The organism is Sphingobacterium prati, assembly GCF_013167215.1.
In the GTDB taxonomy this organism is placed as follows: Bacteria; Bacteroidota; Bacteroidia; order Sphingobacteriales; family Sphingobacteriaceae; genus Sphingobacterium; species Sphingobacterium prati.
In genome coordinates this window covers 590370-617106 of the sequence record NZ_JABJWY010000038.1, presented here as the reverse complement: position 1 = coordinate 617106, position 26737 = coordinate 590370, and the positions used below count along the sequence as shown (strand labels likewise).

20 protein-coding genes are annotated in these 26737 nt (G+C 40.3%); 12 read left to right on the top strand and 8 right to left on the bottom strand.

Features of this window, described 5'->3' with window-relative positions; all coding sequences use genetic code 11:
• Both HPC41_RS21990 and HPC41_RS21985 read right to left on the bottom strand, forming a co-directional pair.
• A complete protein-coding gene (locus tag HPC41_RS21990; RefSeq protein ID WP_172396232.1) occupies positions 1 to 1539 on the bottom strand; it encodes an MGH1-like glycoside hydrolase domain-containing protein in 1539 nt (512 codons plus the stop codon).
• Between the two features lie 103 nt (positions 1540 to 1642).
• A complete protein-coding gene (locus HPC41_RS21985) occupies positions 1643 to 4261 on the bottom strand; it encodes an alpha-d-galacturonidase (RefSeq protein WP_172396231.1) in 2619 nt (872 codons plus the stop codon).
• 258 nt (positions 4262 to 4519) lie between these two features.
• On the opposite strand from HPC41_RS21985, the gene HPC41_RS21980 reads away from it, so the two are divergent.
• Together HPC41_RS21980 and HPC41_RS21975 are read left to right on the top strand one after the other, a co-directional pair.
• Positions 4520 to 5140 (top strand): 3'-5' exonuclease, encoded by a 621-nt coding sequence (locus HPC41_RS21980; protein WP_172396230.1) that lies wholly within the window; start codon positions 4520 to 4522, stop codon positions 5138 to 5140.
• 10 nt (positions 5141 to 5150) lie between these two features.
• Positions 5151 to 7064: a DUF294 nucleotidyltransferase-like domain-containing protein gene (locus tag HPC41_RS21975; RefSeq protein ID WP_172396229.1), complete on the top strand. Its 1914-nt coding sequence runs from the start codon at positions 5151 to 5153 to the stop codon at positions 7062 to 7064.
• Between the two features lie 73 nt (positions 7065 to 7137).
• Here HPC41_RS21975 and HPC41_RS21970 read toward each other — a convergent pair whose 3' ends face one another.
• The 6 genes from HPC41_RS21970 to HPC41_RS21945 form a co-directional block, all read right to left on the bottom strand.
• A complete protein-coding gene (locus HPC41_RS21970; protein WP_172396228.1) occupies positions 7138 to 8154 on the bottom strand; it encodes a zinc-binding alcohol dehydrogenase family protein in 1017 nt (338 codons plus the stop codon).
• A gap of 15 nt (positions 8155 to 8169) precedes the next feature.
• The gene (locus HPC41_RS21965; RefSeq protein ID WP_172396227.1) at positions 8170 to 9318 is read right to left on the bottom strand and encodes an aldose epimerase family protein; all 1149 of its coding nucleotides are present in this window, start codon (positions 9316 to 9318) and stop codon (positions 8170 to 8172) included.
• A 97-nt stretch (positions 9319 to 9415) separates the two neighbouring features.
• The gene (locus tag HPC41_RS21960) at positions 9416 to 11116 is read right to left on the bottom strand and encodes a sodium:solute symporter family transporter (RefSeq protein WP_172396226.1); all 1701 of its coding nucleotides are present in this window, start codon (positions 11114 to 11116) and stop codon (positions 9416 to 9418) included.
• 74 nt (positions 11117 to 11190) lie between these two features.
• Positions 11191 to 12693, bottom strand: a complete 1503-nt coding sequence (gene araA, locus HPC41_RS21955) for an L-arabinose isomerase (RefSeq protein WP_172396225.1) — start codon at positions 12691 to 12693, stop codon at positions 11191 to 11193.
• A 41-nt stretch (positions 12694 to 12734) separates the two neighbouring features.
• Complete coding sequence (locus tag HPC41_RS21950; protein WP_172396224.1) at positions 12735 to 13427, bottom strand: L-ribulose-5-phosphate 4-epimerase; 693 nt, start codon at positions 13425 to 13427, stop codon at positions 12735 to 12737.
• 16 nt (positions 13428 to 13443) lie between these two features.
• The gene (locus HPC41_RS21945) at positions 13444 to 15132 is read right to left on the bottom strand and encodes a ribulokinase (protein WP_172396223.1); all 1689 of its coding nucleotides are present in this window, start codon (positions 15130 to 15132) and stop codon (positions 13444 to 13446) included.
• Positions 15133 to 15454: 322 nt separating this feature from the next.
• On the opposite strand from HPC41_RS21945, the gene HPC41_RS21940 reads away from it, so the two are divergent.
• The 10 genes from HPC41_RS21940 to ilvC all read left to right on the top strand — a co-directional run bounded on the left by HPC41_RS21940 (position 15455) and on the right by ilvC (position 26625).
• Complete coding sequence (locus tag HPC41_RS21940) at positions 15455 to 16159, top strand: NUDIX hydrolase (RefSeq protein WP_172396222.1); 705 nt, start codon at positions 15455 to 15457, stop codon at positions 16157 to 16159.
• A gap of 149 nt (positions 16160 to 16308) precedes the next feature.
• Complete coding sequence (locus HPC41_RS21935) at positions 16309 to 16959, top strand: hypothetical protein (protein ID WP_172396221.1); 651 nt, start codon at positions 16309 to 16311, stop codon at positions 16957 to 16959.
• Between the two features lie 365 nt (positions 16960 to 17324).
• Positions 17325 to 18827, top strand: coding sequence for a F0F1 ATP synthase subunit beta (gene atpD / locus HPC41_RS21930; RefSeq protein ID WP_108634878.1), 1503 nt, complete (start codon positions 17325 to 17327; stop codon positions 18825 to 18827).
• A gap of 109 nt (positions 18828 to 18936) precedes the next feature.
• Positions 18937 to 19185 carry an ATP synthase F1 subunit epsilon gene (gene atpC, locus HPC41_RS21925; protein WP_028071934.1) on the top strand — a complete coding sequence of 83 codons (249 nt, stop codon included), beginning with the start codon at positions 18937 to 18939 and terminating at the stop codon, positions 19183 to 19185.
• Between the two features lie 394 nt (positions 19186 to 19579).
• Entirely contained in the window at positions 19580 to 20470 is an 891-nt protein-coding gene (locus HPC41_RS21920; RefSeq protein ID WP_172396220.1) for a branched-chain amino acid transaminase, read from the top strand.
• On the top strand, positions 20454 to 22154 hold the full coding sequence (gene ilvD / locus HPC41_RS21915; RefSeq protein WP_172396219.1) for a dihydroxy-acid dehydratase: 1701 nt from the start codon (positions 20454 to 20456) through the stop codon (positions 22152 to 22154). The genes HPC41_RS21920 and ilvD overlap by 17 nt, the downstream gene beginning before the upstream one ends.
• Before the next feature lie 125 nt (positions 22155 to 22279).
• Positions 22280 to 24022: a biosynthetic-type acetolactate synthase large subunit gene (gene ilvB, locus HPC41_RS21910; RefSeq protein WP_172396218.1), complete on the top strand. Its 1743-nt coding sequence runs from the start codon at positions 22280 to 22282 to the stop codon at positions 24020 to 24022.
• Positions 24023 to 24030: 8 nt separating this feature from the next.
• Complete coding sequence (gene ilvN / locus HPC41_RS21905) at positions 24031 to 24621, top strand: acetolactate synthase small subunit (RefSeq protein WP_172396217.1); 591 nt, start codon at positions 24031 to 24033, stop codon at positions 24619 to 24621.
• Positions 24622 to 24635: 14 nt separating this feature from the next.
• Entirely contained in the window at positions 24636 to 25100 is a 465-nt protein-coding gene (locus HPC41_RS21900) for a DinB family protein (RefSeq protein WP_172396216.1), read from the top strand.
• 43 nt (positions 25101 to 25143) lie between these two features.
• Positions 25144 to 26625, top strand: a complete 1482-nt coding sequence (ilvC, locus tag HPC41_RS21895; protein WP_172396215.1) for a ketol-acid reductoisomerase — start codon at positions 25144 to 25146, stop codon at positions 26623 to 26625.
• The last annotated feature ends 112 nt before the right edge of the window (positions 26626 to 26737 follow it).

Below are 26737 nucleotides of genomic sequence, written 5' to 3'. Positions count from 1 at the left end.
TTAATTTAAGTTAATCTTACAATTTTTTAAATCTAGCTGATGGAAAGACTTTGTTCCATCCACATACACAGTAAATCCCTTTCCTTTGTTATATTTTTCGCCGGTAGCATCCCAATAAATCGAAATGTTCTTATTGTGGTAAGTTAATTGAGTCAGCGCAAAATAGTCCCATCTGTCTTTTGTAATCAATGGCCTTATTTCCAATGTATGGTTGGTTTGTGGCTTTATACCAATTAAATCCTGAATAATGATATCTGCAAATGTAGAGTGGTTGTAAAACTTACTTCTCGGATTATCGCCTTTTAACCATGCTCCTGTCCGCTCATCTTGGTATTCACCAATATAAGGCTTACCGTTCATAACATGCGATTTGGCATATTTATGAATCTGCTCGTATAAATCATTCGCATTTATCGCGTTATTCCGTTTGTAATCGCTTAAGTAATTAGCCATTCCACGGATCGTCTGCGAACTTGTGAAAGGCCAAATCGCACCATCCCATTCACAACTATGCCCTGTCCCGCGCGTTCTAAAAGTTGGCTCACGTCGCTCGGCAGTCGTTGTTCCCCAAGGGGCATTAAATCCCGCCGTATCGGGCAATTGAAGCCATGCTTTTCCATACATAGCTTTATCGGGTGGTAAATGAAAGTACCAGGGAATAAAACCAATTGCTTCACGTGTGGGATGTAGCGGTCCTTTTTCCAGCTTTGTTTTAAAGAATTGATCCTCCTTGTCCCAGAGTGAATCCAATACCAATTGACGTAAAGACTGTGCATATGAACTATATTTCTTCTCTAATCCCTTATTCGACACCAATTTGGCAATTGCTGCAATCGCAACAGCGTTCCCATACATGTAGCTGTTAATAGATGGGCGCATATTATGCACTTTCCGTCCACCGGAAACAGATTCTTCCATCCCATCCTGGACATCGTATTGCCAGAAAAGACCATTATTAGCCTTTCTTTCTTTTTCCCATTTTTCAAAATCTTGATCCAAGTCCATCAAACGGGCCTCTAAATAGTGATTGTCAGGATTGACTTTGCAATAAGCCAATAATGCATCAGGCAGCCAGGAACTGAACTGATGGAATCTCCGCTTGGATTGACCTTTATCAGCATGATAAAGCCAAAAATCAATGTATTCTTTTAAAAACGCATTGTCGCGAATCCATCTGCCTTCATACAAATGGTGACCAAGTGCACAGCTAATTGAATTGTATTTTCCAGCATGCTTTACCGGTTCAATAAATTCTGTCACCAAAGTACCTTCTGGACTTGACTTTATATGTTTGCGGTAGGACCACCATCTAAAATAATAAGTCTGCTCAACCTCCTTATCAGGACAATCAAGCAAGGGGACATTCGCCAGGAGCCAATCGTAAGCATCCTTATTTGGAATCTTGTTGACCACTGCTTCATTGTCATTACTATTAAATTCCCGAACATAGGATCGGACCTTCTCCACTAATTTTTCCTGCGCCCTTACATAGGAAAGTCCACAGAAAAGAAGCGCAAGAATAGATGTTCTAATTTTCATTACTTATTTAATATCAAAAAGTTGAAATCAATTTATTGTGTTTTTCGTAAAATACCTACTTCGTTTAAGTTATTTATCCTGTACTATCCTGAGCCTCGTTATGTTACAGTTTTGTACCCTGATAATAGCCAAATAAATCGTCGAGGTCATCCCCTTGATTATCCACATCGGCATTATACGGATTTGGGAGCTCCCTATCGTCCACAACGCCTAAAACCAGTACCTCTCCCTTCGGAATTTTCAGTTCGTTTGTTCCTGCAGGAAAGGAGTAAGTATGAATATCTACCATAGGCATGTACTGAATTCGGATCGCATTACGCACTTTTGCCTCTGCCTGTCCAAAATCATTGGCGCTCGCATCGATTTCCAAAACAGGTTTGGGAGCAAAAACTTTGTCGGTGCTATTGAAATAGCCAACTAATATCTTCACTGGTTTTTCACTTTTGAACCGGAGATGTGTACCGACTAATTTTTGATTAGCCGCATCAATCTGTATCGCTTGGATCCCTTCTAATTCATTTGCTAAATGTGTCACGACCAATTCCTGATCCGCATACAATTTCGCGCCCTTTTTCAATGGAATCAATTGTTGATTATCCAAAAACGTGACCTGCTGAGATTTTAATCCAACTTTTATTTGCGTGGGGGTATCACTCATCTTTGATAAAGAATCTATCGCTTGTTTGAAGTTATTCAATTCAGTTTCAAAGACAGGCAGCATTTCTTTCCAATGAATAAAGGTTGCATCCGCTCCCCGCATCGGTATTTTACGTTGTTTGGTTTGCATGCTGTTTGCATATAAATAGGTCTTATCCGTTATCGCTGTTAGCTTACGGTATTCTTCAACACTTTGTTCCAGATCCGGTAAAGCTTTTCGAAGTGCGTTTAGATCACGTACATATTTATAGCGCAGAAGTTGAATGGCAGCCTTCACCTTATAGCTATAATGATTAGCCAACAGTTGATGGATTCGGATATCATTAAGCCATCGATCAAATTCTGCTACATTTTTGGTGGGCGTTCCCAATGTTTTGATAAGAGCCGCTGCGCGCGCTCCATGTTGCACAATTTCTCTTGCCACCTGGGCAGGTGTTTCTCCAATATGGCCTTCATAACGATAGTCCTTCTCCACATAATCAACAATCATCTCTCCTTCTGGCGCCTCAGATTCATAAAGCATTGTAAACAACCCGTAACGATAAGGATTTATCAGTTGTGTCATCAGCATTCCCAAAGAAGAGGTCTGTCTGTTACCGTCTGTAATACCAAATCGCCGCAGGATTTTAGGCGATATCTCACCTATTTCTTCAATGGCCAATAATAACTTTTGCGCATCCTTCTCAGGAATACCGTAATAGTGCACAAGTTCCTTTGACCAATAGGATTTTTCATTTAATAAATCTCGATTTTCGTCCCAAGCGTATCTGGCCCAAGCTTTGTACCACATCCAATCTCGATCGACCTGTAATAATCTATTGTCAACTTTATCCGCTGAGTAAGGCCAATCCCAATACGAAGCCTGTGGATATATATGGATGCCATTTGAATGGTGGACTTCGTGCATAGCTTTAACCGATTTCTGGATAAAATCAGGAGAACCATAACGGAAAGGCTCCAAATTGGCCAATATATGCACATTTTGAATATGTACAGTACCAATATCACCTAATGAACGATGTAATTCTGCCCATTTTCCCCGAGGTGTATAGGTCGTCAATGCTTCTCCATTATATTTAGCCATCGTGTACAAATTCTTATATATCGGCAGTGCTGCTTGCATAACAGCAGGTGCATCCGTATCATGGGCCCTTAGGATGATAGGTGGTTCACCGGCTGTCCGGGACAACTGTAAACCATCTTTTACACCCGGAATAATCGTTTTTGTAAACCAGTTGATATCGTCTTGCCCCACCCCTTCCATTGCTTCACCCAAAGTAATCAAGAGCCCCACATTCGGATATTTGGCTACAAAAGCAGCGATGCTTTTACGTGTATAATCTGAAATTAAAGGTGTAATAATTCGATTTCGCTCCTGTGTCTTTAAACCATGGCGATCGGCGAAAGGCTTTGGTAGGATAATATTATAAAACATTTGAATAATCCAGATCCCTCTTTTATTCGCTTCTTTGGTCAAAAAAGTATAGATATCTTGATTTTTCTGAAAAGTAGACTCATTAACCTCAAGCGCATAAGGGTAATCTTTTAATTTGACTAAGGAGGAAAAAGGATGCCCATTCCAAAGATAAAGTGCATTATATCGATTTTCAGCCATCATATCCAAATAATTCAGCCACAATTGCTTATCGTAAAACCAAGGAAAGGATTCTGGTGTATAAGGGTATTCATAAATATCATGCCCAGGTAGATAGGTTGTTTTCTGAAGTCCGATGCTCGTCCCCCGCATCACCATCTTAGGTCCATCTTGTATAAAAAAGGGCTGGTTTCCTTGCCAGGTTTTATTAGCAAGTAATTCCAAACAACCGTACAATACCCCTGACTCGTCTGCTCCTATAAGTTCAATTACTCCTTTTCCTGCTTTCCGATATAAAACAAAATGTTCTTTCTCGATCAATTTAGCTTTAATAGAGTCTGGTAAAGACTTCTTTTGTGCTAACGTACTCACCTCAACCTGTACAGGGTTTGTGACAGTAAATTTGAACAGTTCTTTTTGTAGCAGATCAATAGCGTATTGAAATCGCTCTTGATTTACGATTCCCGCCATCGTATAAACAATATTTTTTTGTTTGTTTCCTGCGTGAAGCTCTACAACGAGAGAACAGATACAAAGTAAAACGCATAATAGTCTTCTGTACATAATTGGTTATTTTGCAATTCACTAATAAATGTCAATTTTACATATAAAATTTCAAATATTAGAATAAGTATCTCGTTTTTTACAAAGTATATTTTTTACAGATAGAGATTTAATCCGCATCAACTAGATTATTTTTACTATTTTTAGTATATAATCAACGATTCCTTGAAAAAATATCTTTTATTCTTAGACACGGAAACATCTGGACTGCCCAAGAAGTGGGACAGAAAATATACAGCGAGTGACAATTGGCCTCATCTTCTGCAACTGGCATGGATTATCTTTGACGAAGAGATGCAGGAGGTCAAACGTACCAATAAATATATCTATGAGCCTTTGATTCCAATCAGTCCAGCGGCGGAACAAATACATGGATTGACTCCTCCCTTTCTTATGAAACATGGCGAAAAGAAAAAAGATGTACTACGCAAACTTAGCCATGATCTCAAAAAATATCGTCCCCAAGTCATTGGTCATTTTCTTTCTTTTGACATACAGGTATTATGTGCAGAATACTTTCGTTGCAATCTACCTATACCATTTTCTGGAATCACTTATTTTTGTACATTATTGCACAGTAAGATCTATGTGCGCAATCCAAATATGGTTCACCTTCCCCTTCCGTTACTATACGAAGCGCTCTTCTCGGAAACACCCAAAAACATACACAATGCCGAAAAAGATGCCGCAATCACAGCCAGCTGTTTTTTTGAAATGAAACGGCGGGGTGAACTATCCGATCAAGATATTCAAAACCAGCAATCAGCATTCGATAACATCATATAATACATTTAGCATGAAAAATACTGAAGTTATCTTATCACTTCTAAAAGCTACGCAACCGTTTCAGGTATTGCCCGAAATAGTTCAACTCAGCCTCGTCGATCTGTTTCACGAAATGCGTTTTTCAAAAGATACACTTGTTTATAGACAGCATATAACGGACATGGACGGCGTAGATCTTATTGAACAAGGTGAATATGAGACCTTTTTCTTGGATAGCTCGGATGGCAAAAGGTTAGTTGAAATTCATCATCGCCCCTATTGCTTTGGTGGAATTTCCGTCTTGTTGAACAGGACGAAGGCGCTCAAGTCCGTCATTGCCAAAAAGGGAACTGTCATTTATCGCTTACCCAGGAAAAATTTCATCGAGCTATGTAATGCCAATGAAGAATTTTTCCATTTTTTTACGAATTCTTTCGGGAGAAGAATGCTGGATGAGGAGTTTTCACATTTCGTAAAGTCGCCAGCATCTTTTGAAGAAAGCTACTTTGCGGCTGACCAGCTTTATTCACGCAAAATCGAACACATTGTGTACAAGGATATTGTTGCGTGTAGCGCTGACACGCCTATTTATATGGCGGCAAAGGTGATGGCTACACAAAAAGTTAGCTGCTTATTTATCAAGGAGGGCGATTCAATCATTGGCTATGCGACCGACATGACGCTAAGGGACCGGGTGATCGCTCAACAAGCAGATACCGGCCAGCATATTGTAGAAGTGATGGACAACCCTATTGTGAGTATTTCAAATCAGGCTTACCTCTATGAAGCCGTCTTAAAGATGTTCCGGACTAAATCAAAATACCTCCTCGTCGAAAAAGAAGGTAACTATGTGGGCTTTCTGAGTAGAAATAGGCTTTTGAGCGAGCAAGGACAATCTCCATTGGTATTTATCCAATCTGTCAAATTAGCTGAAACATTGGAAGAGTTGCGGGATAAATGGAACAATGTCCCCGAAATCATCCACCAATTGCTTGGAAGAGGTGTAAATGCCGAAATCGCCAATCAAGTTATTACTACCGTCGCCGACAGTATTGCCATAAAGGTAATTGAAAAAGTCATCAAAGACCTTGGTGAACCACCTGCAAAATTCGTTTTCATGGTAACCGGAAGTGAAGGAAGAAAAGAACAGACTTTAATGACGGATCAAGACAACGCCATTATCTACGAAGATAAAGCCAACGAACAGCGGGAATTGGTACGTGATTATTTCCTGCGATTCGCCAGTCAGGTATCCGATCATTTAAATACCATTGGATTTAGTTATTGCACTGGAGGATATATGGCCAGTAATCCAGAATGGACACATTCGCTGTCACACTGGAAAAACAACTATAAAACTTGGATTGAAGAAAGCATTCCTGAAAACGCCATTAAATTTTCCACCTTCTTTGATTGCAGGCGCTTGTATGGCGATCCGAATATTATCGAGCAGCTAAAGGATTTTTTAACGATTGAATTGCAAAAACCAAACGACCGTTTTTTTGCCTTTATTGCCAAAAATGCATTACAGTATGAACCACCGCTGACATTCTTTAAAACCATCAAAACCCAAACTGTAGGGTCAACAGAAGTATTCAACATCAAAAAGGCCATGACACCCATCGTTGACCTCGTCCGGGTATACGCACTTAAAAACAGAATTTATGAAGAAAATACTGGCGGTCGCTTAAAGGCACTCTTGGACTTGGCAATATTCACACAAGAACAATATGACGAACTGCATCAATCCTATTACTACCTGATGTCATTGAGACTAAGAAATCAGACTAATCAGATCCGGATTGCCAAGTTAAATCCCAATAATTATATCCCGATTGATAGTCTCACAAAAATAGAAAAAGCAACATTGAAAGAAATCTTTAAAACAATCCACAATTTTCAAATCGGGATACGCCTCAAATTCACCAATAATATTTTCGGTTAACCGATAGTTGATCGTAAGACAAATAAAAAAGCGGCGTCAAAAATTGACGCCGCTTTTTTATTTGTCTTAATGCTCAAAACTGTACTAAAATCCTAAAAACATCGCCAGGATTTTTACTCCAATGCTCCAGGGCAGATTGGGCTTCCTCCGGAGGAATCACCGCAGTGATAAAATCGTCAATCGGACAATCTCCTGTTTTCAGATATGTTATAACTGCCTTAAAGTCTGCTGGCGTAGCATTTCTTGACCCCCTGATATCCAGCTCTTTTTTTACAAAAAATTGCGTATCAAATGGAATTTTCTCTTTTGCATAGCCAATATAGACTACCCTTCCAGTAAAGGCAACAGCAGAAATGGACGCTGTGTAAGTTTCAGAGCGGCCGACGGCCTCTATAACCACATCAGCTCCCCGGCGATCGGTGATGGCTGAAATACGTTCTTCCAGATTTTCCGTTATTGAGTTGATCGTATATTGTGCACCAAGTTTTTGTGCCAGTCTTAACTTTTCGTCACTCACATCGACTGCGATAACCGTAGCCCCGCGTCTAACAGCTCGAATTATGGCACCAAGGCCGATCATTCCGCAGCCAAAAACCAAGACACGATCACTGTCTGTCACTGCTGCACGGCTTACTGCATGAAAGCCTACGCTCATAGGTTCCACTAAAGCAAAATCACGGACCGAGATTGCCGCGTCGCCAATTATCTTTTCCCAGGGTACCGCAATATAGGTTGCCATCGCTCCATTGCGCTGTACACCCAAGGTCTGGTTAAATTCACAAGCATAAGGACGACCATTCTCGCAGGCAGCACATTGCCCACAATTTGTGTAGGGGTTCACCGTGACAGACATCCCTGGAATAAAATTGGAAGGTACATCTGCCCCAACATCAGCAATAACTGCCCCTATTTCATGCCCGGGAATAACGGGCATAAGCGCCAGCGGGTTTAAGCCTTTAAACGTATTTAAATCTGACCCACAGAAACCCACATAGTGAACCCTTAATAATACTTGTCCTCTTTCCAGTTGTGGTAGAGGAAGATCAATCAGCTGCACGATACCTTGATCAATAATTTGAATTGCCTTCATCTATTTCGCTATTATTTACCTAACCAAAAAGCGATACGCTGTTTTTGAACTATATTTTTCCCCTGGCTTTAGGACTGTCGATGCAAAATCGGGGTGGTTGGGTGCATCCGGAAAATGTTGCGTTTCTAAACAGAACGCCGAACGGAAAGGATAAGCTTTCCCCTCTTTCCCTTTGGGATCTGTATCTTTCATAAAGTTGCCACTATAAAACTGCAATCCAGGCTCTGTGGTATAAATTTGCATTTCAATTCCCGTCTTAGGAGCGTACACCGCAGCGACTTTCTGAAAACCTTCCTTCTTGTTAAGTTCAAAATTATGGTCGTACCCTTTCCCTATCTTCAATTGGGCATCGTCATCTTCAATACGGGCGCCGATAAGCTGAGCTTTGTTAAAATCAAAAGGCGTTCCAGCTACCGGCAAGCTCTTTCCTGTTGGAATCAGTGTCGCATCCACCTCTGTAATTGCTTTGGCGTCAATTTGGAGTTCGTGATCTAATATTGATGCATCTCCAGCCCCATTAAGATTAAAATAAGCGTGATTCGTTAGGTTCAAAACCGTTTCCTTATCGGTCGTTGCACTATACTCGATCGTTAATTCTCCGTTTTCCTGTAGTGCATAGGTAACTTCCATCTTTACTGTCCCTGGATAACCGGCTTCCTTATCTGGTGAAGTATACGCTAGGGTAATTGACGTCTCTGTACTACGAACTACTTCCCACACCTTATTATAAACACCATTGGTTCCACCATGGAGTGAATTATCGTCATCATTTTTTTCCAACGAATAGGTTTGTCCATTCAACTTAAAAGAAGCGTTGCCAATTCGATTGCCATATCGTCCTACAATAGCTCCATAATAATTATTGAAATTTTCTTTGTACTGCTCTGCCGAATTATAGCCTAAGATTACATCCGTACTTTTTCCCTCTTTACCAACAACATTCAAACTGACTAACCTGGCGCCATAATTCGTCAAGCTAACAGACAGCTTGTTATTTTTTATGTGATATAGTTTTACATCTTTACCATCAATTTGACTATCAAAAGAAAGATTTGACGTGGTGTCAACCGAACTTGCTTCTTGCTTGTTTTGAGTCGAGTTAGACTGGCATCCGTAGGCTAATGAAGCGCAAGTCAACAAGCCAATAATAATTTTCTTATTCATCGTTAACTAAGTTTTTATTCCACCATACAGGGTGGATTTATCCTATTTCAAATAGGAATAGTTTATAATAATTATTTAGCATTTAAAAACATCTCACCTACCAAAAACGCACATAAATTGCTGTCACCATCAACAAAGTTACCACGATTAATGCCAATACTGATGGTTCGACTTTAAACATTGACCTATCCAATGAAAAAGCCTTTGGATTAACCTTCGGACCTAGCATACTGACACCGATCATAGCGATCATCGTAAACGCAAAAGCTAATCCCATACAGATTTGAAAAGGAATTTCATAAACTCCTGCCTTATTGGGGAAAGCGGTGTAAAGCCAAGTTTCAGGCCCCATTATTTTGACTGCAAATTCATTAAAAAATACCGACAATGCAAATCCTGTTACTAAACCTGTTATCGCTGCAGCTCCAGTAGTACGTTTCCAGAACATGCCCAACAGGAACATTGCAAATACACCCGGACTGATAAATCCGGTATATTTCTGGATAAAGGTAAATCCACCCGCACCACCTATTCCTAAGCTGTCATTCCAAGTGAATAATACCGCAAGTAAAATCGAAACAACGATTGTAATTTTCCCCACCCAAACCATTTTAGCTTCACTAGCTTCTTTATTGATGTATTTTTTAAAGATATCCAAGGTAAAGATGGTTGCGATACTATTCGCTTTTCCTGCTAGTCCAGCAACAATGGCGGCGGTCAATGCTGCCAATGCGAGTCCTTTCATACCATTTGGCAGGTAGCCCAAAATGGCTGAGTATGCGTTGTCCGCATGAAAGACTCCCCCAGGAGCCATTTCCTGTTGTAAGGCGCCATTTTTGTAAAGGACATAGGCCGCAATACCGGGGAGCATAACGATAATCGGCATAAATAATTTTAGAAAACCAGCAAAAAGGATTCCTGTCCGTGCCGTTTTTAAATCCGCTCCTAAAGCGCGCTGCGTGATATATTGATTACACCCCCAATAGTTAAGATTCACAATCCAGATCCCCGCGAGATACATACCGATTCCAGGCAACATCAGATATTTATTGATGTCTTCTTGACTAGCCCCTGGTCCAGGTTTTTCAACAAAAAGATTAAAGTGACTTGGTGAGTCTTCCATCAATTTATTAAATCCGGCCAAGACATCTTTTCCAAGACCAAAATGTTCACTGACCAATGTTAACGCCACGTATGTCGTTGCCACTCCACCAACAATCAATACCACCACTTGGATAACATCAGTAAATCCAATGACACGCATTCCCCCTAGTGTGATAATCACTGCAAATACCGCTAATGCTACAGTTATCATATGGAAACTTTCTCCACCACCAGCCATACTGGAGATTGCAATCGCTCCTAGATATAAAATAGAAGTTAAGTTAACAAACACATACAAAAACAACCAAAAAATGGCCATAATCAGACTTGTTGTCTCATTGTACCGGTTATTTAAAAACTGTGGCATGGTGAAAATCTTATTTTTCAGATAGACCGGTATAAACCACACCGCAACAATGATAAGGGCAACTGCCGCAATGAGCTCATAGGCAGCCACAGCAATACCCACCTCAAAACCATTACCACTCATTCCAATAAACTGTTCGGCCGAGATATTGGACGCTATCAACGAAGAGCCAATTGCCCACCACGTCAGTGAACCTTCAGCCAAGAAATAATCCTTACTGCTGCTTAAACTATTTGTCTTTTTACGATAAATCCAATAGCCATAGCCTGCTACGATAAAAAAGTAAACTACAAAGATGATGTAATCTACCATTGCAAATTTTTCCATATTTTCCAAATTGGTTATTTAGCAATAAGCCATTTATGTCCCGTAGTAGGGAAAACATAAATGGCTTATGCCTACTATTTACTGAGTAAATAATAGAGTTCGTTCCATTTCAATTGATTTTCGAGTTTCGCTACTGTCGTTTCCTCGTCAATCAAGACATATTCCAACCCTGCTATACGAGCAAAATCTTCAAGATATTCAGGGGTCAAGTTTAGGCTATAAGCCGTATGGTGCGCTCCGCCGGCAACAATCCAAGCACTACAACCGGTTTTCATATCAGGAAGCGGCTTCCACAACACACGCGCAACAGGAAGTTTTGGTAGCTCTTCTTCGACAGCGACTCCCTTAACCTTATTGACAATTAAACGAAAACGGGTTCCCATATCCACCAGAGATGCGTTTAAAGCATCCCCGCTTTGGCCATTGAATACCAACCGCGCTGGATCCGCTTTCCCTCCGATTCCAAGGGGATGAACTTCAATCCGGGGCTTTCCGTCGGCCAGAGCTGGATCAACCTCCAACATATGTGAGCCCAAAACCATTGGATTTTCAGGATCAAAATGATACGTATAATCCTCCATGAAGGCTGTTGTGCCCGGCAGACCTGCCCCCATGACCTTACAAGCTCTAACCAAAGCAGGTGTCTTCCAATCGCCTTCACCGGCAAAACCATAGCCTTCAGCCATTAAACGTTGTACCGCCAGGCCCGGAAGCTGTACCATGCCATACAGATCCTCAAAAGTATCGGTAAAACCTTTAAAGTTCCCTTGCTCTAAAAACTTTCGTAGACCAATTTCAATTTTGGCTGCTTCAATTAGGTTTTCGTGATATTCCGCACCAACTTTTACATTCTCAGCAAGTTCGTATGTTGCTTCATACGCTGCTAATAATGTAGCAATTTCTTCTTCAGAACTTTCATTGATAATCTTCACCAGATCACCAATGGCATAGGTATTTACAGAAAATCCAAATTGTGATTCGGCATCTACCTTATCACCATCCGTAACCGCCACATAACGCATATTATCACCGAATCTTGCAAATTTGGCGCCTTGCCAATCGTGCCATCCAGCAGCGGCACGCGCCCAAACATTGATACGTTCCAATACCTCCACATCTTGCCAGTGGCCAGTCACTACTTTACGACCGATTTTCAGACGGCTCACGATATGCCCAAATTCACGGTCTCCATGTGCACTTTGATTAAGATTCATAAAATCCATATCGATGCCATTCCAAGGAATATCCTGATTGTATTGCGTATGCAGATGTAATAACGGTTTCTGTAAAGCTTTTAAACCTCTGATCCACATCTTTGCAGGCGAAAATGTGTGCATCCATGTAATAACACCAATACAATTCTTTTCATTATTTGCAGCTGTTAATGTCTCATAGATCTCATCTGTATTTTTTACGATTGGCTTATATTTGACCGTCACAGGGATCACTGCCTGAGCATCTAAATAATTAGCGATTTCCGTTGCATGCACGGCGACCTGTCGCAAGGTTTCTTCTCCGTATAGATCCTGGCTTCCAACGATAAACCAGACCTCAAGCTCTTTTAAATTGATATTCATTTTAAATATTAGTTTTGCTTTAAATTTCTCAATACAGTGTGTTATTGCCCATAGTAGGCATTAGACCCATGCTTTCTCTCATAGTGTTTTTTGATTAAAGCCGGCTTTAATCGAGGTGCATCAGTGTTAATTTGTTCTGTTAACCAAGCCATTTTGGCGACCTGTTCTAACACGGCACTGTTATACACAGACTTCATCCCGTTTTTTCCCCAGGCAAACGGCGCGTGGTTTCCCACAAGGATCATTTCCACCTCCTTATAATCCAATTGATTTTCGGTAAAGTGATTGATAATCTGGAAACCGGTTTCATGTTCGTAGTTTCCAGCGATCATCTCATCGCTCATAGGAGGAGCACAAGGAATATCGGTTGTCAAATGATCTGCATGTGTGGTCCCAAAGATGGGAATATCCCGCTGGCTTTGCGCCCATGACGTTGCATAGGTAGAATGAGTATGTGTAATTCCTCCGATTTCTTTCCAGTGTTTGTACAATACAGCATGCGTTTTTGTGTCAGATGACGGTCTGAGATCACCTTCTACTACATTCCCATCGAAGTCAACAATAACCATATGTTCGGGCGAAAGCTCCTCATAGGGTACGCCACTTGGTTTAATGGCAAAAACTTCGTTCTGTCTATCTGCGACACTGACATTTCCAAATGTGAAAAGCACGAGGCCCAACTTGGGCAGTTGCATATTACAATAGTATGCTTCCTCTTTTATTGAATTATACATGATTAAATTTCGACGATTAAACAGTAATGGTTAATGATTCCTTTCCTTCAATGAAAGCTCCGAGAGTTTTGTAACGTTCATAACGTTCGGCATATATTGACACCCATTTTTCCTCGGGTATATAGGTACGTTCAAAACCTTGCCCCATAGCTTGCATAGCGTCCTCTACAGTATTGTAAAGACCGGCAGCTGTAGCCGCAAACATAGCGGCGCCGATAGCGCAAGTCTGCTCACTCTTATGTATTCGAATAGGCATGTTCATGACATTAGCCATCATCTGCATAATAAAAGGAGATTTTTTAGCAACACCACCAAGGCCAATCAGACCTTTCACGGGAATCCCCTGATCTACAAAACGATCCACAATAGCTTTAGCGCCAAAACAGGTCGCTTCGACAATAGCCCTGAATATCCGAGGAGTATCAGTTCCAAGATGTAAGCCTGTAATCGCTCCTTTTAGCGATTGATCCGCATCCGGTGTCCTACGGCCATTTAACCAGTCTATTGCCAACTCAGATGTGGATGAAACGGGCAGATTTGCCGCTTTTTCACTTAAACTGATCAATAGCTTTTCTTCCAACTTTTCCAGAAGTTGCTCACGAACAACCTCCGTCAGCCCCTCGACCTCCTGCAATAAATGCTTCGTCGGCCACATTAGCACCTGCTTTAACCAGGCATATGCATCGCCAAAAGCAGATTGTCCAGCCTCCATGCCTATCATCCCGGGAATGATAGAACCATCAACTTGACCACAGATTCCTTTCACAAGAATATTCTGCACCTCTTCTTTGGGAGCCACTAACATATCGCAAGTTGATGTACCCATGACTTTACTCAGGTAATAAGGCTCGATCTGTCCGCCTACAGCACCCATATGACAGTCAAAAGCACCAATCCCAACAACCACAGCGGTAGAAAGTCCTAAGCGTTCAGCCCATTCTGCAGAGAGATTACCGGCAGGCTTATCTGAAGTATAGGTGTCCGTAAATAACCGATCCACAATGCCGTCCAATAACGGATCGATGCCTGTAAAGAACGTATTGGGTGGTAGCCCGTCAAATTCAGCCGCCCAAAGCGATTTATGCCCCGCAGAGCAGACACCCCGTTTTATAGCAGATGCCTGTACTCCGCCGGTTAATAGAAACGGGATATAATCGCAGTGCTCAACCCAACTATATGTCGCTTGTCGTACCTTTTCGTCGACTCTAAAAACATGTAACAGTTTTGCCCAGAACCATTCCGACGAATATACACCACCGACATACTTTAGATAATCCACTGGGCTGTTTTGATTATAAAGATTAATCTCCTTGGCTTCCTTAACAGCGGTATGGTCTTTCCACAAGACAAACATGGCATTGGGATTATCTTTAAATTCTTCCAGCAAAGCCAGAGGAATCCCTTGCTCATTTACGGCAACCGGTGTAGATCCAGTTGTATCTACCGAAATCGCTCGTATAGCTTGTCCAATATTTGCTATACCTGATTTTTGTATACAATCCTTTATTGTGGCTTCCAAGCCTTCGATGTAATCCAACGGATGTTGTCTAAACTGACTTGCGGCAGCATCACAGTATTCCCCTTTTTTCCAACGTGGATAATAAAATACGGACGAAGAGATTTCATCCCCATTAATCGCATCGACCAAGACAGAACGGACAGAATCGCTTCCGTAATCCACCCCAATGACATATGATTCATTCATTTTATACTGAATTTGGTTTATAACTTACAATTGTTTCTAGCCTATTATTTTTCATGCCCATCATCTAAGATACGTATTCAAAAATAATTAGTGTCAAATAAACATTTATTTTTTTAGATATGAAAGAAAATTTTCATATTTGAAAAATTGAATTAACTTCATGCCATCAAATCATAAGGAGCTCAAATAATATGTAGCTACCGAAGTAAAACAATTTTTGCTTTACAACAACCAAGTATTATACTTATTTTTAGCTATTTACTTTTTAATGATTTATTACAGGTGGAGAAGTAAAGTCAAAAAATCGATAAAACAACAAATAATGGAATATTATAAAAAAGATTCAGATATACTTTTGGCGATCGACTGTATCATATTTGGATTCAATGGAGAGTCACTGGAAATTTTACTAATTAAACGGGATTTCGAACCAGAAAGGAATAAATGGAGTCTGATGGGTGGTTTTGTCCAATCGGATGAGGCGCCAGAAGCAGCTGCTTATCGAATCTTGAAACAACTGACAGGACTCGAAAATGTCTATATGGAACAGTGCAGTGTATTTGGTGAGCCAAATCGTGAACCAAATGATCGTGTCGTAAGCATCTGTTACTTCGCGTTAATTGATACCCAAAAATACAAGCACATCTTGAGTGACAATTATGAGGCGAAATGGTTTCCATTGCAGCAATACCCTAAATTAATATTTGACCACGATCAAATGATTGCCGCAGCGCAATACCGTTTGCGTATGAAAGCAGCACTTTATCCTATTCTATTCGAACTGCTACCAGAAAAATTTACGATTCCGCAAATTGCCGCACTATATGAGGGGGTGTATAATATTGAACTTGACAAGCGCAACTTTAGCCGAAAATTGCTCTCTTCAGGTTTAATTATCAAACTACAGGAAAAAGATAAAGAAAACTCAAAAAAAGGCGCCTATTATTTTAAGCTCAATACTGCAATATATAAAGAAAAAATCATGTCCTTTCTTCGTTATTTACCAAGCTGGAGTCTCGAAACATAAGAATGCCCGACACAAGAAACAGGAAGAAAGAGAAATATTTCACTTTCAATTTTCGTTTTTTTAATAATTCCTTATATTTATCACAGGCATATGCTAGCTTTGTAGCTAGCATAGACGGATCAAACTTATTATAATAACGATAGACAAACATGAGCAAATTGAGATTAGCATTTGTATTTTTTACGATTTTATTTATTTCATCGTACACCTTATTACAGGCTCAAACTCCTGCGACAGCACCAACAAATACCGCTAAACAGGCCCAAGAGGCTTACAAATACAGCCCAGATGGACTAAGGAAAGGAAGCTTGGCAAATCAATTTGATCACCTAAATTATATATCAAAAAACAATTATGACTTCAAGATGGTCCGCAAAACCAACCTTGATATCGTTAAGAGGAATGTTGTTGACACTGTTGCAAAATTGCATAAGGAAATCAATTCATTAAAATCCTCCTCCAGCAATTACACATCCAACACCAAAAATTTACAAGATTCTATTCAGACATTAAAGGATCAGCTTGCGCAGGAACAACAAAAAACGGATAGTTTTTCATTTTTGGGAATCAATACATCCAAAGGTTTATACAGCACAGTCGTTTGGACAATTATTGCAGTGTTGGCTGTCGCAACTTTCGTCTTCTTATTCTCTTATAGAAAAGCCAAAGTCGATACAGTAGAATTTCAAAAAACAGCAGAACAATCGCAAGAAGAATTTGCAACATTCCGGAAAAAGGCGATGGAAAAAGAGCAATTGTTGAAACGCCAATTGCAAGACGAATTAAACAAAAAAATATAGCTTAGTTTCAATAAGCACATACATTCATTAATATTATCGACCTGAAGCGACTTCTAATCATGTTATCGCTTCAGGTCGATAATATTTAAAGACAATAGGATCTGAATCGTATGAATATCTGGAAAAGCGCGATCGATATAAGAAAATAATGTGTGTATTGCCGGGCAAAACTATATTTGTAACTGCAAGAATCGAAACTAACAGAATTACAACAGATAACATTTTGACCGCCATTAATAAAAATGTAATTTAATTGCAAATTCTATTTGTTTTTAAAAACGAATAACCTTATTTTTGCTGACCAAAAAAGAGGCCTTTTATGTCTCTTATATAAAATTGATTAATAAATATTTAGTCCCTATAATATGCCCAAGATTGGTAAAATAGCGCAGATTATCGGCCCAGTTGTTGACGTCAACTTCGCCGACAGTGAAAATCTACCTAAAATTTACGATGCATTGTACATTCAAAAAGAAAATGGACAACGTGTTGTATTGGAAGTTCAACAACACTTAGGTCAGGATCGTGTACGTACAATTGCCATGGATGCAACTGAAGGTTTGGTTCGCGGAATGGAAGTTGTCGATACTGGTGCTCCTATCAAAATGCCTGTTGGTGAAGAAATCAAAGGTCGTGTATTCAATGTAGTTGGTGATGCCATTGATGGTATCCAAAATTTGAGTAAAGAGAATGGTCGTCCTATCCACAACGTTCCTCCTAAATTCGAAGATCTATCTACTGAATCAGAAGTACTTTTTACTGGTATCAAAGTTATTGACCTCTTAGAGCCATATGCTAAAGGTGGTAAAATTGGTTTATTCGGTGGTGCCGGTGTAGGTAAAACTGTATTAATCCAAGAGTTGATCAACAACATTGCTAAAGGTCACGGTGGTCTTTCTGTATTTGCAGGTGTGGGTGAACGTACACGTGAAGGTAATGACTTATTGCGTGAAATGTTGGAATCAGGTATCATCAAATATGGTGAGCACTTTATGGAAGGCATGGAAAAAGGTGAATGGCCTTTGGACACTGTTGACCACGAATTAATGAAAGACTCTAAATGTACTTTCGTATTCGGTCAAATGAATGAGCCTCCAGGTGCACGTGCACGTGTTGCTTTGTCAGGTTTGACTGTTGCGGAATATTTCCGTGATGGTGATGGCGAAGGTCAAGGCCGTGACGTTTTATTCTTTATCGATAACATCTTCCGTTTTACACAAGCTGGTTCTGAAGTATCTGCCCTATTGGGTCGTATGCCTTCAGCAGTAGGATACCAACCAACCTTAGCAACAGAGATGGGTTTGATGCAAGAGCGTATCACATCAACTAAAAATGGATCAATCACTTCAGTACAAGCGGTATATGTACCTGCCGATGACTTAACTGACCCTGCTCCAGCAACAACATTTGCTCACTTGGATGCAACAACGGTATTGTCTCGTAAAATTGCTGAGCTAGGTATCTACCCTGCTGTGGATCCTTTGGATTCTACATCTCGTATTCTTTCTCCTGCTGTTTTAGGTGCTGAACATTATGATACTGCACAACGTGTAAAAGAAATTCTTCAACGTTATAAAGAACTACAAGATATCATCGCCATCTTAGGTATGGACGAGTTATCTGAAGAAGATAAATTAACCGTTCACCGCGCTCGTCGTGTACAACGTTTCTTGTCACAGCCTTTCCACGTAGCAGAGCAATTTACAGGTTTAAAAGGTGTATTGGTAGACATCAAAGATACCATCAAAGGTTTCAATATGATTATTGATGGTGAGGTTGACGAATATCCAGAAGCTGCCTTTAACTTGGTAGGTAACATCGACGATGCTATCGAAAAAGGTAAGAAATTATTAGCAGAAGCAGTTTAATTTAGATATTAGACCATAGGTATGAGATAATAGACTTTCGATTATCTCATATCTATTTGAAAACCTAAAGTTCTCAAATCTCATATCTCAAATCTTATATCTAAGAATAATGAAATTAACAATTATCACTCCCGACAAATTAGTGTACGAAGGCGAAGTAACGTCGGTTACTGTCCCTGGCTCTGCGGGTTCTTTCCAAATTTTGAAAGACCACGCGGCAATTGTTTCTACTTTGGAAGATGGAAAAGTAATTATTCAACAAGGTAAAGGTGGACAAGAAGTGTTCATTAAAGGTGGTGTTGTGGAAGCAAAAGACAATGTCATTACCGTGCTTGCTGAAGGAATTATCGGAGATTAAATCAATTGATTTTAAAATATTGAAGAGCTTCCGATAGAAATATCGGAAGCTCTTTTTTTTAAAGTTTTTTTGACAATTTCTTCATTTTAGGAAGAAATTTACCCTTTGTAACAAAAAATAATTTTTTCACCAAGTAGACCAATTTTAAATACGGTATACGAGTAACAAAATTTAAAATCTAATAACAACAAAAAATCAGTTTAAAATTTCTAAAAACTTAGAAACATAAAATTTTATTCTAAATAGAAAATTAGCACTTTACCTATTGCCAATTATTGTAATTCCTGCTACCTTGAGGAAATGAAAATCACAGGTTTTCACAGAAGCCTGAGATAGCATGATTTACCAGCAAAACCAAAAAGGGAAATTATTTACATCAGGTAAATTTGGGGTTATGAAATATTACGACAAGAACACATTGATTTATTTAGATGGAGCTTTTGTAAAGGCTTCCGAAGCTGCATTGAATCCCTTTGCACAGTCGCTTCATTACGGCTACGCTGTATTCGATGGTTTACGCGCGTACAATACCCATAATGGTCCGCGAATTTTTAAGGCTGACAAGCATTTTGACCGATTAAAGAAATCCTGCGAGGCAGTCAATATCCCTTACCAATGGAGTAACCGGGAACTCATTGACAAATGTTATGAGCTTTTGGCAGTCAACAACCTGCGGGAAGCTTATATCCGACCGCTGGTACTCACCGGCTCGAATATGCATCTGACTTCTTCAACGGAGGCAAATTTGATGATTGCCGCTTGGGAATGGGGACCATATCTCGGTCATAACCTATTACGTGTCTGTATTTCTGACATCAAAAGACCGAATCCAAAATCTTTTAAAACGGACTCGAAGATATCAGGTCAGTATGTAAACTCCATTTTAGCAACAACAGAAGCTATCAACAAGGGTTTTGACGAAGCACTCATGCTTGACCATGAAGGTTTTGTCGCCCAAGCTTCCAGTGAAAATATTTTTATCGAAAAAGATTTCAAAATTTATACACCTCCAGTAAAAAACATTTTTCCTGGTATTACAAGGCAGACCGTTAAAAACATCTGTAAAAAATTGAATTTCGAAGTTATTGAGAAGCAATTGACGGTAGAAGACATTTATAACGCAGACAGCGCATTCCTATGCGGTACCGCGGCAGAAATTATCGGAATCAAACAAGTTGACGATGTGATCTATCAAGAAGAGTGGGAGCACAGCATAGGCGCGTCGATCCAAAGAAGATATAAAAATTTAGTATTAGAGAACGAAAATTATGAAGTCATTATCTAACGGCGAAAATGCAATGAACAAATACAGCCGTACATTTACACAAGACGAAACGCAACCTGCTGCTAAAGCGATGCTTTATGGTATCGGCCTTACTGATGCCGATATGGAAAAAGCGCAGGTCGGTATTGCCAGCATGGGATATGATGGTAATACGTGTAATATGCACCTCAACGATTTGGCACAAATTGTCAAAAAGGGTGTCTGGAGCAATGACTTAGTGGGTTTGACCTTTGGTACAATAGGTGTCAGTGACGGAATGAGCAACGGTACAGATGGCATGCGTTACTCTTTGGTGAGCCGAGATGTAATAGCCGATAGTATCGAAACGATCTGTGGCGGTCAATATTACGATGGTCTGATCTCAATTCCTGGATGTGATAAAAATATGCCCGGCGCCATTATGGCAATGGCCCGTCTGGATCGTCCATCGCTAATGGTGTATGGTGGAACAATTGCTCCGGGGCATTATAAAGGCGAGGAACTTAACATTGTTTCTGCATTCGAAGCCTTGGGACAACGCATTTGCGGCAATCTATCTGACGAAGATTACGAAGGTATCATCAAACATACCTGCCCCGGTGCCGGAGCTTGTGGAGGTATGTATACGGCAAATACAATGGCTTCTGCAATTGAGGCGCTGGGAATGAGCTTACCTTACTCTTCGTCTAATCCAGCAATCTCAGAAGAAAAGAAAAATGAATGTTTAGATGCGGGTAAATACATCCGTACTCTATTGGAAAGAGATATCAAACCTTCCGATATCATGACACGTAAGGCTTTCGAAAATGCATTACGTACCATCGTGATCTTAGGGGGTAGTACCAACGCCGTACTTCACTTTATTGCAATCGGTAAGGCTGTGGGCGTTGATATTTCGCAAGATGACTTTCAGCGTATGAGTGACGAGACACCTGTATTGGCAGACTTTAAGCCATCTGGTAAATATCTGATGCAGGATCTTCAACAATATGGTGGAACTCCAGCCGTGATGAAATATCTTTTGGATGAAGGTTTATTGCACGGTGATTGTATCACCGTAACTGGAAAAACTGTTGCTGAAAACTTAGCTGATGTAAAATCCATTATGGAATATGACCAGCCTATTATCAAACCATTGAGCAACCCGATCAAAGCAACAGGACACTTACAGATCCTTTACGGAAATCTGGCTGAAAAAGGTTCCGTAGCAAAGATATCAGGCAAAGAAGGCGAAAAATTCACCGGTCCAGCACGTGTATTCGATGGCGAACATGACTTAGTAGCAGGAATTGCCTCAGGTCGAATTAAGCCCGGAGATGTTGTCGTTATTAAAAATGAAGGGCCAATAGGCGCACCAGGTATGCCGGAAATGCTTAAGCCTACCTCATTAATTATCGGTGCTGGTTTAGGTAAATCAGTGGCACTCATTACAGATGGACGTTTCTCCGGAGGTACACACGGTTTCGTTGTAGGTCACATTACACCTGAATCCTACAAAGGTGGGTTAATTGGTTTAGTACATGACGACGATATCATCGAGATTGATGCTGTCAATAATACGATCAACGTGAACCTTTCGGATGAGGAGATTGCTCAACGCCGCGCAGCTTGGGTGCAACCTGCTTTGAAAGTTAACAAAGGGGTATTATATAAATATGCTAAGACCGTAGCCGACGCTTCGGAAGGCTGTGTAACTGATCTATAGAAATCAAAAATAGAGACATTGAGCAAGTAGAGGCTTCAACAAACAGTAGCTCAAAGCCAATGTCTCAGATCTAATATCTAAATACTAAAAGACTGAATAATCAACAAAACTAAAAAATCAACGTAATGAGTACACTGGAAATAACAGAAAATAAGGCTGCTACCAAGCAGAAAACTCCGACACAAATTTCGGGATCGAAAGCTGTTATGGAAGCCTTATTGAGCGAAGGAGTTGATACCGTATTTGGCTATCCGGGTGGCGCAATTATGCCCATCTATGATGCCCTTTATGATTATACGGATCGTTTGAAACATATCTTGGTGCGCCACGAGCAAGGAGGAATCCATGCGGCTCAAGGTTATGCAAGAACTTCTGGTCGTACAGGTGTCGTCTTCGCGACGAGTGGTCCTGGAGCAACAAACCTAGTTACTGGACTGGCAGATGCCATGATTGACAGTAACCCGATCGTCTGTATTACAGGCCAGGTCTTTGCTTCACTATTGGGAACAGATGCTTTTCAAGAAACGGATGTCATGAATATTACCGCACCGGTCACCAAGTGGAACTACCAAGTCACTGACGCAACTGAAATTCCAGCCGCACTCGCTAAAGCATTTTATATTGCCAGTACGGGTCGTCCAGGCCCGGTACTGATCGATATCACTAAAAATGCCCAACTGCAATTATTTGATTATTTGGGTTACGAAAAGTGCAATCATGTTCGTAGCTACAGACCTGCACCACAGGTTCGTAAGGAATATGTTGAACAAGCCGCTGAATTAATCAATAATGCCAAAAAGCCATTCGTACTTTTTGGTCAGGGGATTATCTTAGGAGAGGCGGAAGAAGAGTTCAAAGCTTTTATCGAAAAAACAGGCATTCCATCTGCGGCAACTGTCATGGGTTTGAGTGCACTTCCAACAGATCACAAACTCCATGTTGGTATGTTGGGGATGCATGGTAACTATGCCCCAAACGTTATGACAAATGAATGTGATGTTTTAATCGCGATTGGTATGCGTTTCGATGACCGTGTCACAGGCCGATTGGACAAATATGCCAAACAGGCAAAAGTGATCCATTTGGATATCGATCCAGCCGAAATTGATAAAAATGTGCAAACAACCGTTCCGGTATGGGGAGACTGTAAAGAATCGCTTCCAATGCTGACTGAATTGGTTAGAGCCGTGGATCACTCCGCTTGGTTGGCTCAATTCCGTGAACTGGAAAAAGAGGAAATCAAGGAAGTCATCACGGATGAGTTGCATCCAAAAACGGATATCATGACCATGGGCGAGGTGATCAACGTGCTGAATGAATTGACCGGTGGTGATGCCATCATAACCACAGACGTTGGTCAACATCAGATGGTCACATGTCGTTACGCAAAATTTAACAACAGCAAATCAAACGTAACATCGGGCGGATTGGGAACCATGGGATTTGGTCTTCCAGCAGCTATTGGTGCCTGGTATGGTGCTCCAGAGAAGACTGTCGTCGCCATTATCGGTGACGGCGGTATCCAAATGACCATTCAGGAATTGGGGACCATCATGCAATTTGGTGCTAAAGTAAAAATTATGATCCTAAACAACGAGTTCCTGGGTATGGTACGTCAATGGCAACAACTATTCCACGACAAGCGTTATTCTTTTGTAAACATCACCAGTCCTGATTTTGTTGCAGTAGCTAAGGGTTATTATATTGAGGGACAGAAAATTTCGGAACGCAAAGATCTTCGCAATGCGCTCCAGACAATGCTTGATCATGACGGCGCATACCTCTTAGAGGTTATGGTAGGTAAGGAAAACAATGTATTTCCAATGGTTGCACAAGGAACATCCGTATCAGAGATTCGCTTAAAGTAAAGTTTAAAATGGAAAAACAAGAATATACCATAACCCTATATACAGAGAATTCTATCGGTCTTATCGGTAGAATCTCAACGATTTTTTCAAGAAGAAAGATCAATATCGAAAGCCTGAATACCTCTCCATCTGAAGTTGAAGGAATACATCGCTTCACCATTGTCATTACAGAGGCCGAAGATGTGCTCCGTAAACTATGTCGTCAATTGGAAAAACAGATTGATATCCTTAAGGCCTACTATAACACAAATGACGAAGTAATCTGGCAAGAACAAGCTTTATATAAAGTACCAGCTGATGTTGTCAATGAAAAAGTATATGTCGAACGTTTATTGCGCCAATACGGTGCTAACGTGGTTGTTATCCGTAATGATTATATCGTATTTGAAACAGCGGGACATCGTGAAGAGATCGATAAGCTGACTGAGGAACTGACAAAATATGGATTGATCGAATTTGTACGCGGAGCACGTATCGCCATCATTAAAGATAGTGCCGGCTTCCATTCCAAATTAGTTCAGTTTGAGGCAAAAGAACCATCTCAAGAAATTGTAGAAAATGAATATCTCGATAAGCGAGATGATGTATTTACGATGTAAGGGCCAAAAGTAATATGCAAGAAACATTTAAATTTATCATAAAGACACGTCAAAAATTCATTGAATTAATTGATAGCCTTTCCGTAGAACAACTCAATAAAATCCCTGCAGGATTCAATAACAATATTATCTGGAATTTTGGGCATATCGTTGTAAGCACGCAGACTTTAATCTATGTCCGTACTGGTATCAAAGCAGATACCTCATGGGTAAAGTACAACGAAGACTATAGAAAAGATACCAAACCCACACGTTTTGTAGAACAAGCTGAAATTGATGAACTAAAAGAAATTGCTATCCACAGTATCGAACAGATCACCAAAGACTATGAAGATGGCCTTTTTGGAGAAATTACTTCTTTTTCTACCGCGACCTATGGCTATCCAATGGATACAGTCGAAGATGTGATCGCTTTGACCTCAGGACATGATAATGTCCATTATGGTTATGCTTTGGCACAACGTAAATTAGTACAATAAAAAATAAATAATCAACAACCAATAACAGAAAGAAAGTAAAACAATGGCAAATTATTTCAACACCTTACCGCTTAGAGAGCAGTTAGAACAATTAAGTCATGCTGAATTCATGGACAACACGGAGTTCACTGATGGTGTAAATGCGTTAAAAGGTAAAAAAATCGTAGTCGTAGGATGTGGTGCACAAGGCTTGAACCAAGGTTTAAACTTAAGAGATAGCGGATTGGACGTATCTTACGCTTTACGTAAAGAAGCTATTGAACAAAAAAGAGATTCTTGGAAAAACGCTACGGACAACAACTTCAACGTAGGAACTTACGAAGAATTGATTCCAACGGCGGATTTGGTCATTAACTTGACTCCAGATAAACAACATACTTCGGTGATCAATGCGGTTATGCCGTTGATGAAAGAAGGCGCAACCTTGTCTTATTCACACGGTTTCAACATTGTTGAGGAAGGTATGCAAATCCGTAAGGATATTACGGTGATCATGGTAGCACCAAAATGTCCAGGTTCTGAGGTACGTGCTGAATACCTTCGTGGTTTTGGTGTACCTACTTTAATCGCTGTTCACCCAGAAAATGATCCACAAGGAAAAGGTTGGGCAGAAGCAAAAGCATATTGTGTTGGAACAGGCGGACACAAAGCCGGTGTATTGAAATCTTCATTCGTCGCTGAAGTAAAATCAGATTTAATGGGTGAGCAAACAATCCTTTGTGGTTTGTTGCAAACTGGTTCAATCCTATCATTCGATAAAATGATCGAAAAAGGGATTGAAGCGGGTTACGCCTCCAAATTAGTCCAATATGGTGTTGAAGTGATTACTGAAGCCCTAAAACATGGTGGTGTAAGCGGTATGATGGACCGTTTGAGCAATCCAGCAAAAGTGAAAGCTTTTGAGATCTCTGAAGAATTAAAAGATATCATGCGCCCATTGTTCCAAAAACACCAAGACGATATCATGTCAGGTCATTTTAGTAAGACGATGATGGAAGATTGGGCAAATGGTGACGCCAACTTATTAAAATGGAGAGCTGAAACAGGTGAAACTGCTTTCGAAAAAACACCTGCTGGTGACGTTAAAATCAACGAGCAAGAATACTTTGACAACTACACGCTAATGGTTGCTTTCATCCGTGCTGGTGTGGAATTAGCCTTCGAAACAATGGTTGAAGCGGGTATCAAACCTGAATCGGCATACTACGAATCATTGCATGAAACACCATTGATTGCCAATACAATTGCTCGTAAGAAATTGTTCGAAATGAACCGCGTTATCTCTGATACAGCAGAATACGGATGTTACCTATTCGACCAAGCTTGTAAACCATTGTTGGCCGACTTCATGAAAACTGTTGACACCGATTTAGTAGGTAAAAACTTTAACGAAGGTAAAGATGCAGCGGTTGATAATGCACAATTAGTTGTCATCAATGAAATTTTACGGGATCATCCAGTTGAAATCGTTGGTCGTAAATTGCGCAAAGCTATGACTGCTATGAAAGCGATCAAAACTGTATAAAAAACACATACGAGATTATTTATTGTCGAATGGCCGGATGGAATATCCCGATGAATTCCATCCATATACATGCCGTAAAATCATGAATATTTCGTAATTTAGTATATTAAAA

Bases quoted from the DNA above. Each gene is read 5' to 3' on its own strand.
- HPC41_RS21990 (WP_172396232.1), bottom strand. From the start codon at position 1,539: ATGAAAATTAGAACATCTATTCTTGCGCTTCTTTTCTGTGGACTTTCC.
- HPC41_RS21985 (WP_172396231.1), bottom strand. From the start codon at position 4,261: ATGGCGGGAATCGTAAATCAAGAGCGATTTCAATACGCTATTGATCTG.
- HPC41_RS21975 (WP_172396229.1), top strand. From the start codon at position 5,151: ATGAAAAATACTGAAGTTATCTTATCACTTCTAAAAGCTACGCAACCG.
- HPC41_RS21970 (WP_172396228.1), bottom strand. From the start codon at position 8,154: ATGAAGGCAATTCAAATTATTGATCAAGGTATCGTGCAGCTGATTGAT.
- HPC41_RS21965 (WP_172396227.1), bottom strand. From the start codon at position 9,318: ATGAATAAGAAAATTATTATTGGCTTGTTGACTTGCGCTTCATTAGCC.
- HPC41_RS21960 (WP_172396226.1), bottom strand. From the start codon at position 11,116: ATGGAAAAATTTGCAATGGTAGATTACATCATCTTTGTAGTTTACTTT.
- araA (WP_172396225.1), bottom strand. From the start codon at position 12,693: ATGAATATCAATTTAAAAGAGCTTGAGGTCTGGTTTATCGTTGGAAGC.
- HPC41_RS21950 (WP_172396224.1), bottom strand. From the start codon at position 13,427: ATGTATAATTCAATAAAAGAGGAAGCATACTATTGTAATATGCAACTG.
- HPC41_RS21945 (WP_172396223.1), bottom strand. From the start codon at position 15,132: ATGAATGAATCATATGTCATTGGGGTGGATTACGGAAGCGATTCTGTC.
- HPC41_RS21940 (WP_172396222.1), top strand. From the start codon at position 15,455: ATGGAATATTATAAAAAAGATTCAGATATACTTTTGGCGATCGACTGT.
- HPC41_RS21935 (WP_172396221.1), top strand. From the start codon at position 16,309: ATGAGCAAATTGAGATTAGCATTTGTATTTTTTACGATTTTATTTATT.
- atpD (WP_108634878.1), top strand. From the start codon at position 17,325: ATGCCCAAGATTGGTAAAATAGCGCAGATTATCGGCCCAGTTGTTGAC.
- atpC (WP_028071934.1), top strand. From the start codon at position 18,937: ATGAAATTAACAATTATCACTCCCGACAAATTAGTGTACGAAGGCGAA.
- HPC41_RS21920 (WP_172396220.1), top strand. From the start codon at position 19,580: ATGAAATATTACGACAAGAACACATTGATTTATTTAGATGGAGCTTTT.
- ilvD (WP_172396219.1), top strand. From the start codon at position 20,454: ATGAAGTCATTATCTAACGGCGAAAATGCAATGAACAAATACAGCCGT.
- ilvB (WP_172396218.1), top strand. From the start codon at position 22,280: ATGAGTACACTGGAAATAACAGAAAATAAGGCTGCTACCAAGCAGAAA.
- ilvN (WP_172396217.1), top strand. From the start codon at position 24,031: ATGGAAAAACAAGAATATACCATAACCCTATATACAGAGAATTCTATC.
- HPC41_RS21900 (WP_172396216.1), top strand. From the start codon at position 24,636: ATGCAAGAAACATTTAAATTTATCATAAAGACACGTCAAAAATTCATT.
- ilvC (WP_172396215.1), top strand. From the start codon at position 25,144: ATGGCAAATTATTTCAACACCTTACCGCTTAGAGAGCAGTTAGAACAA.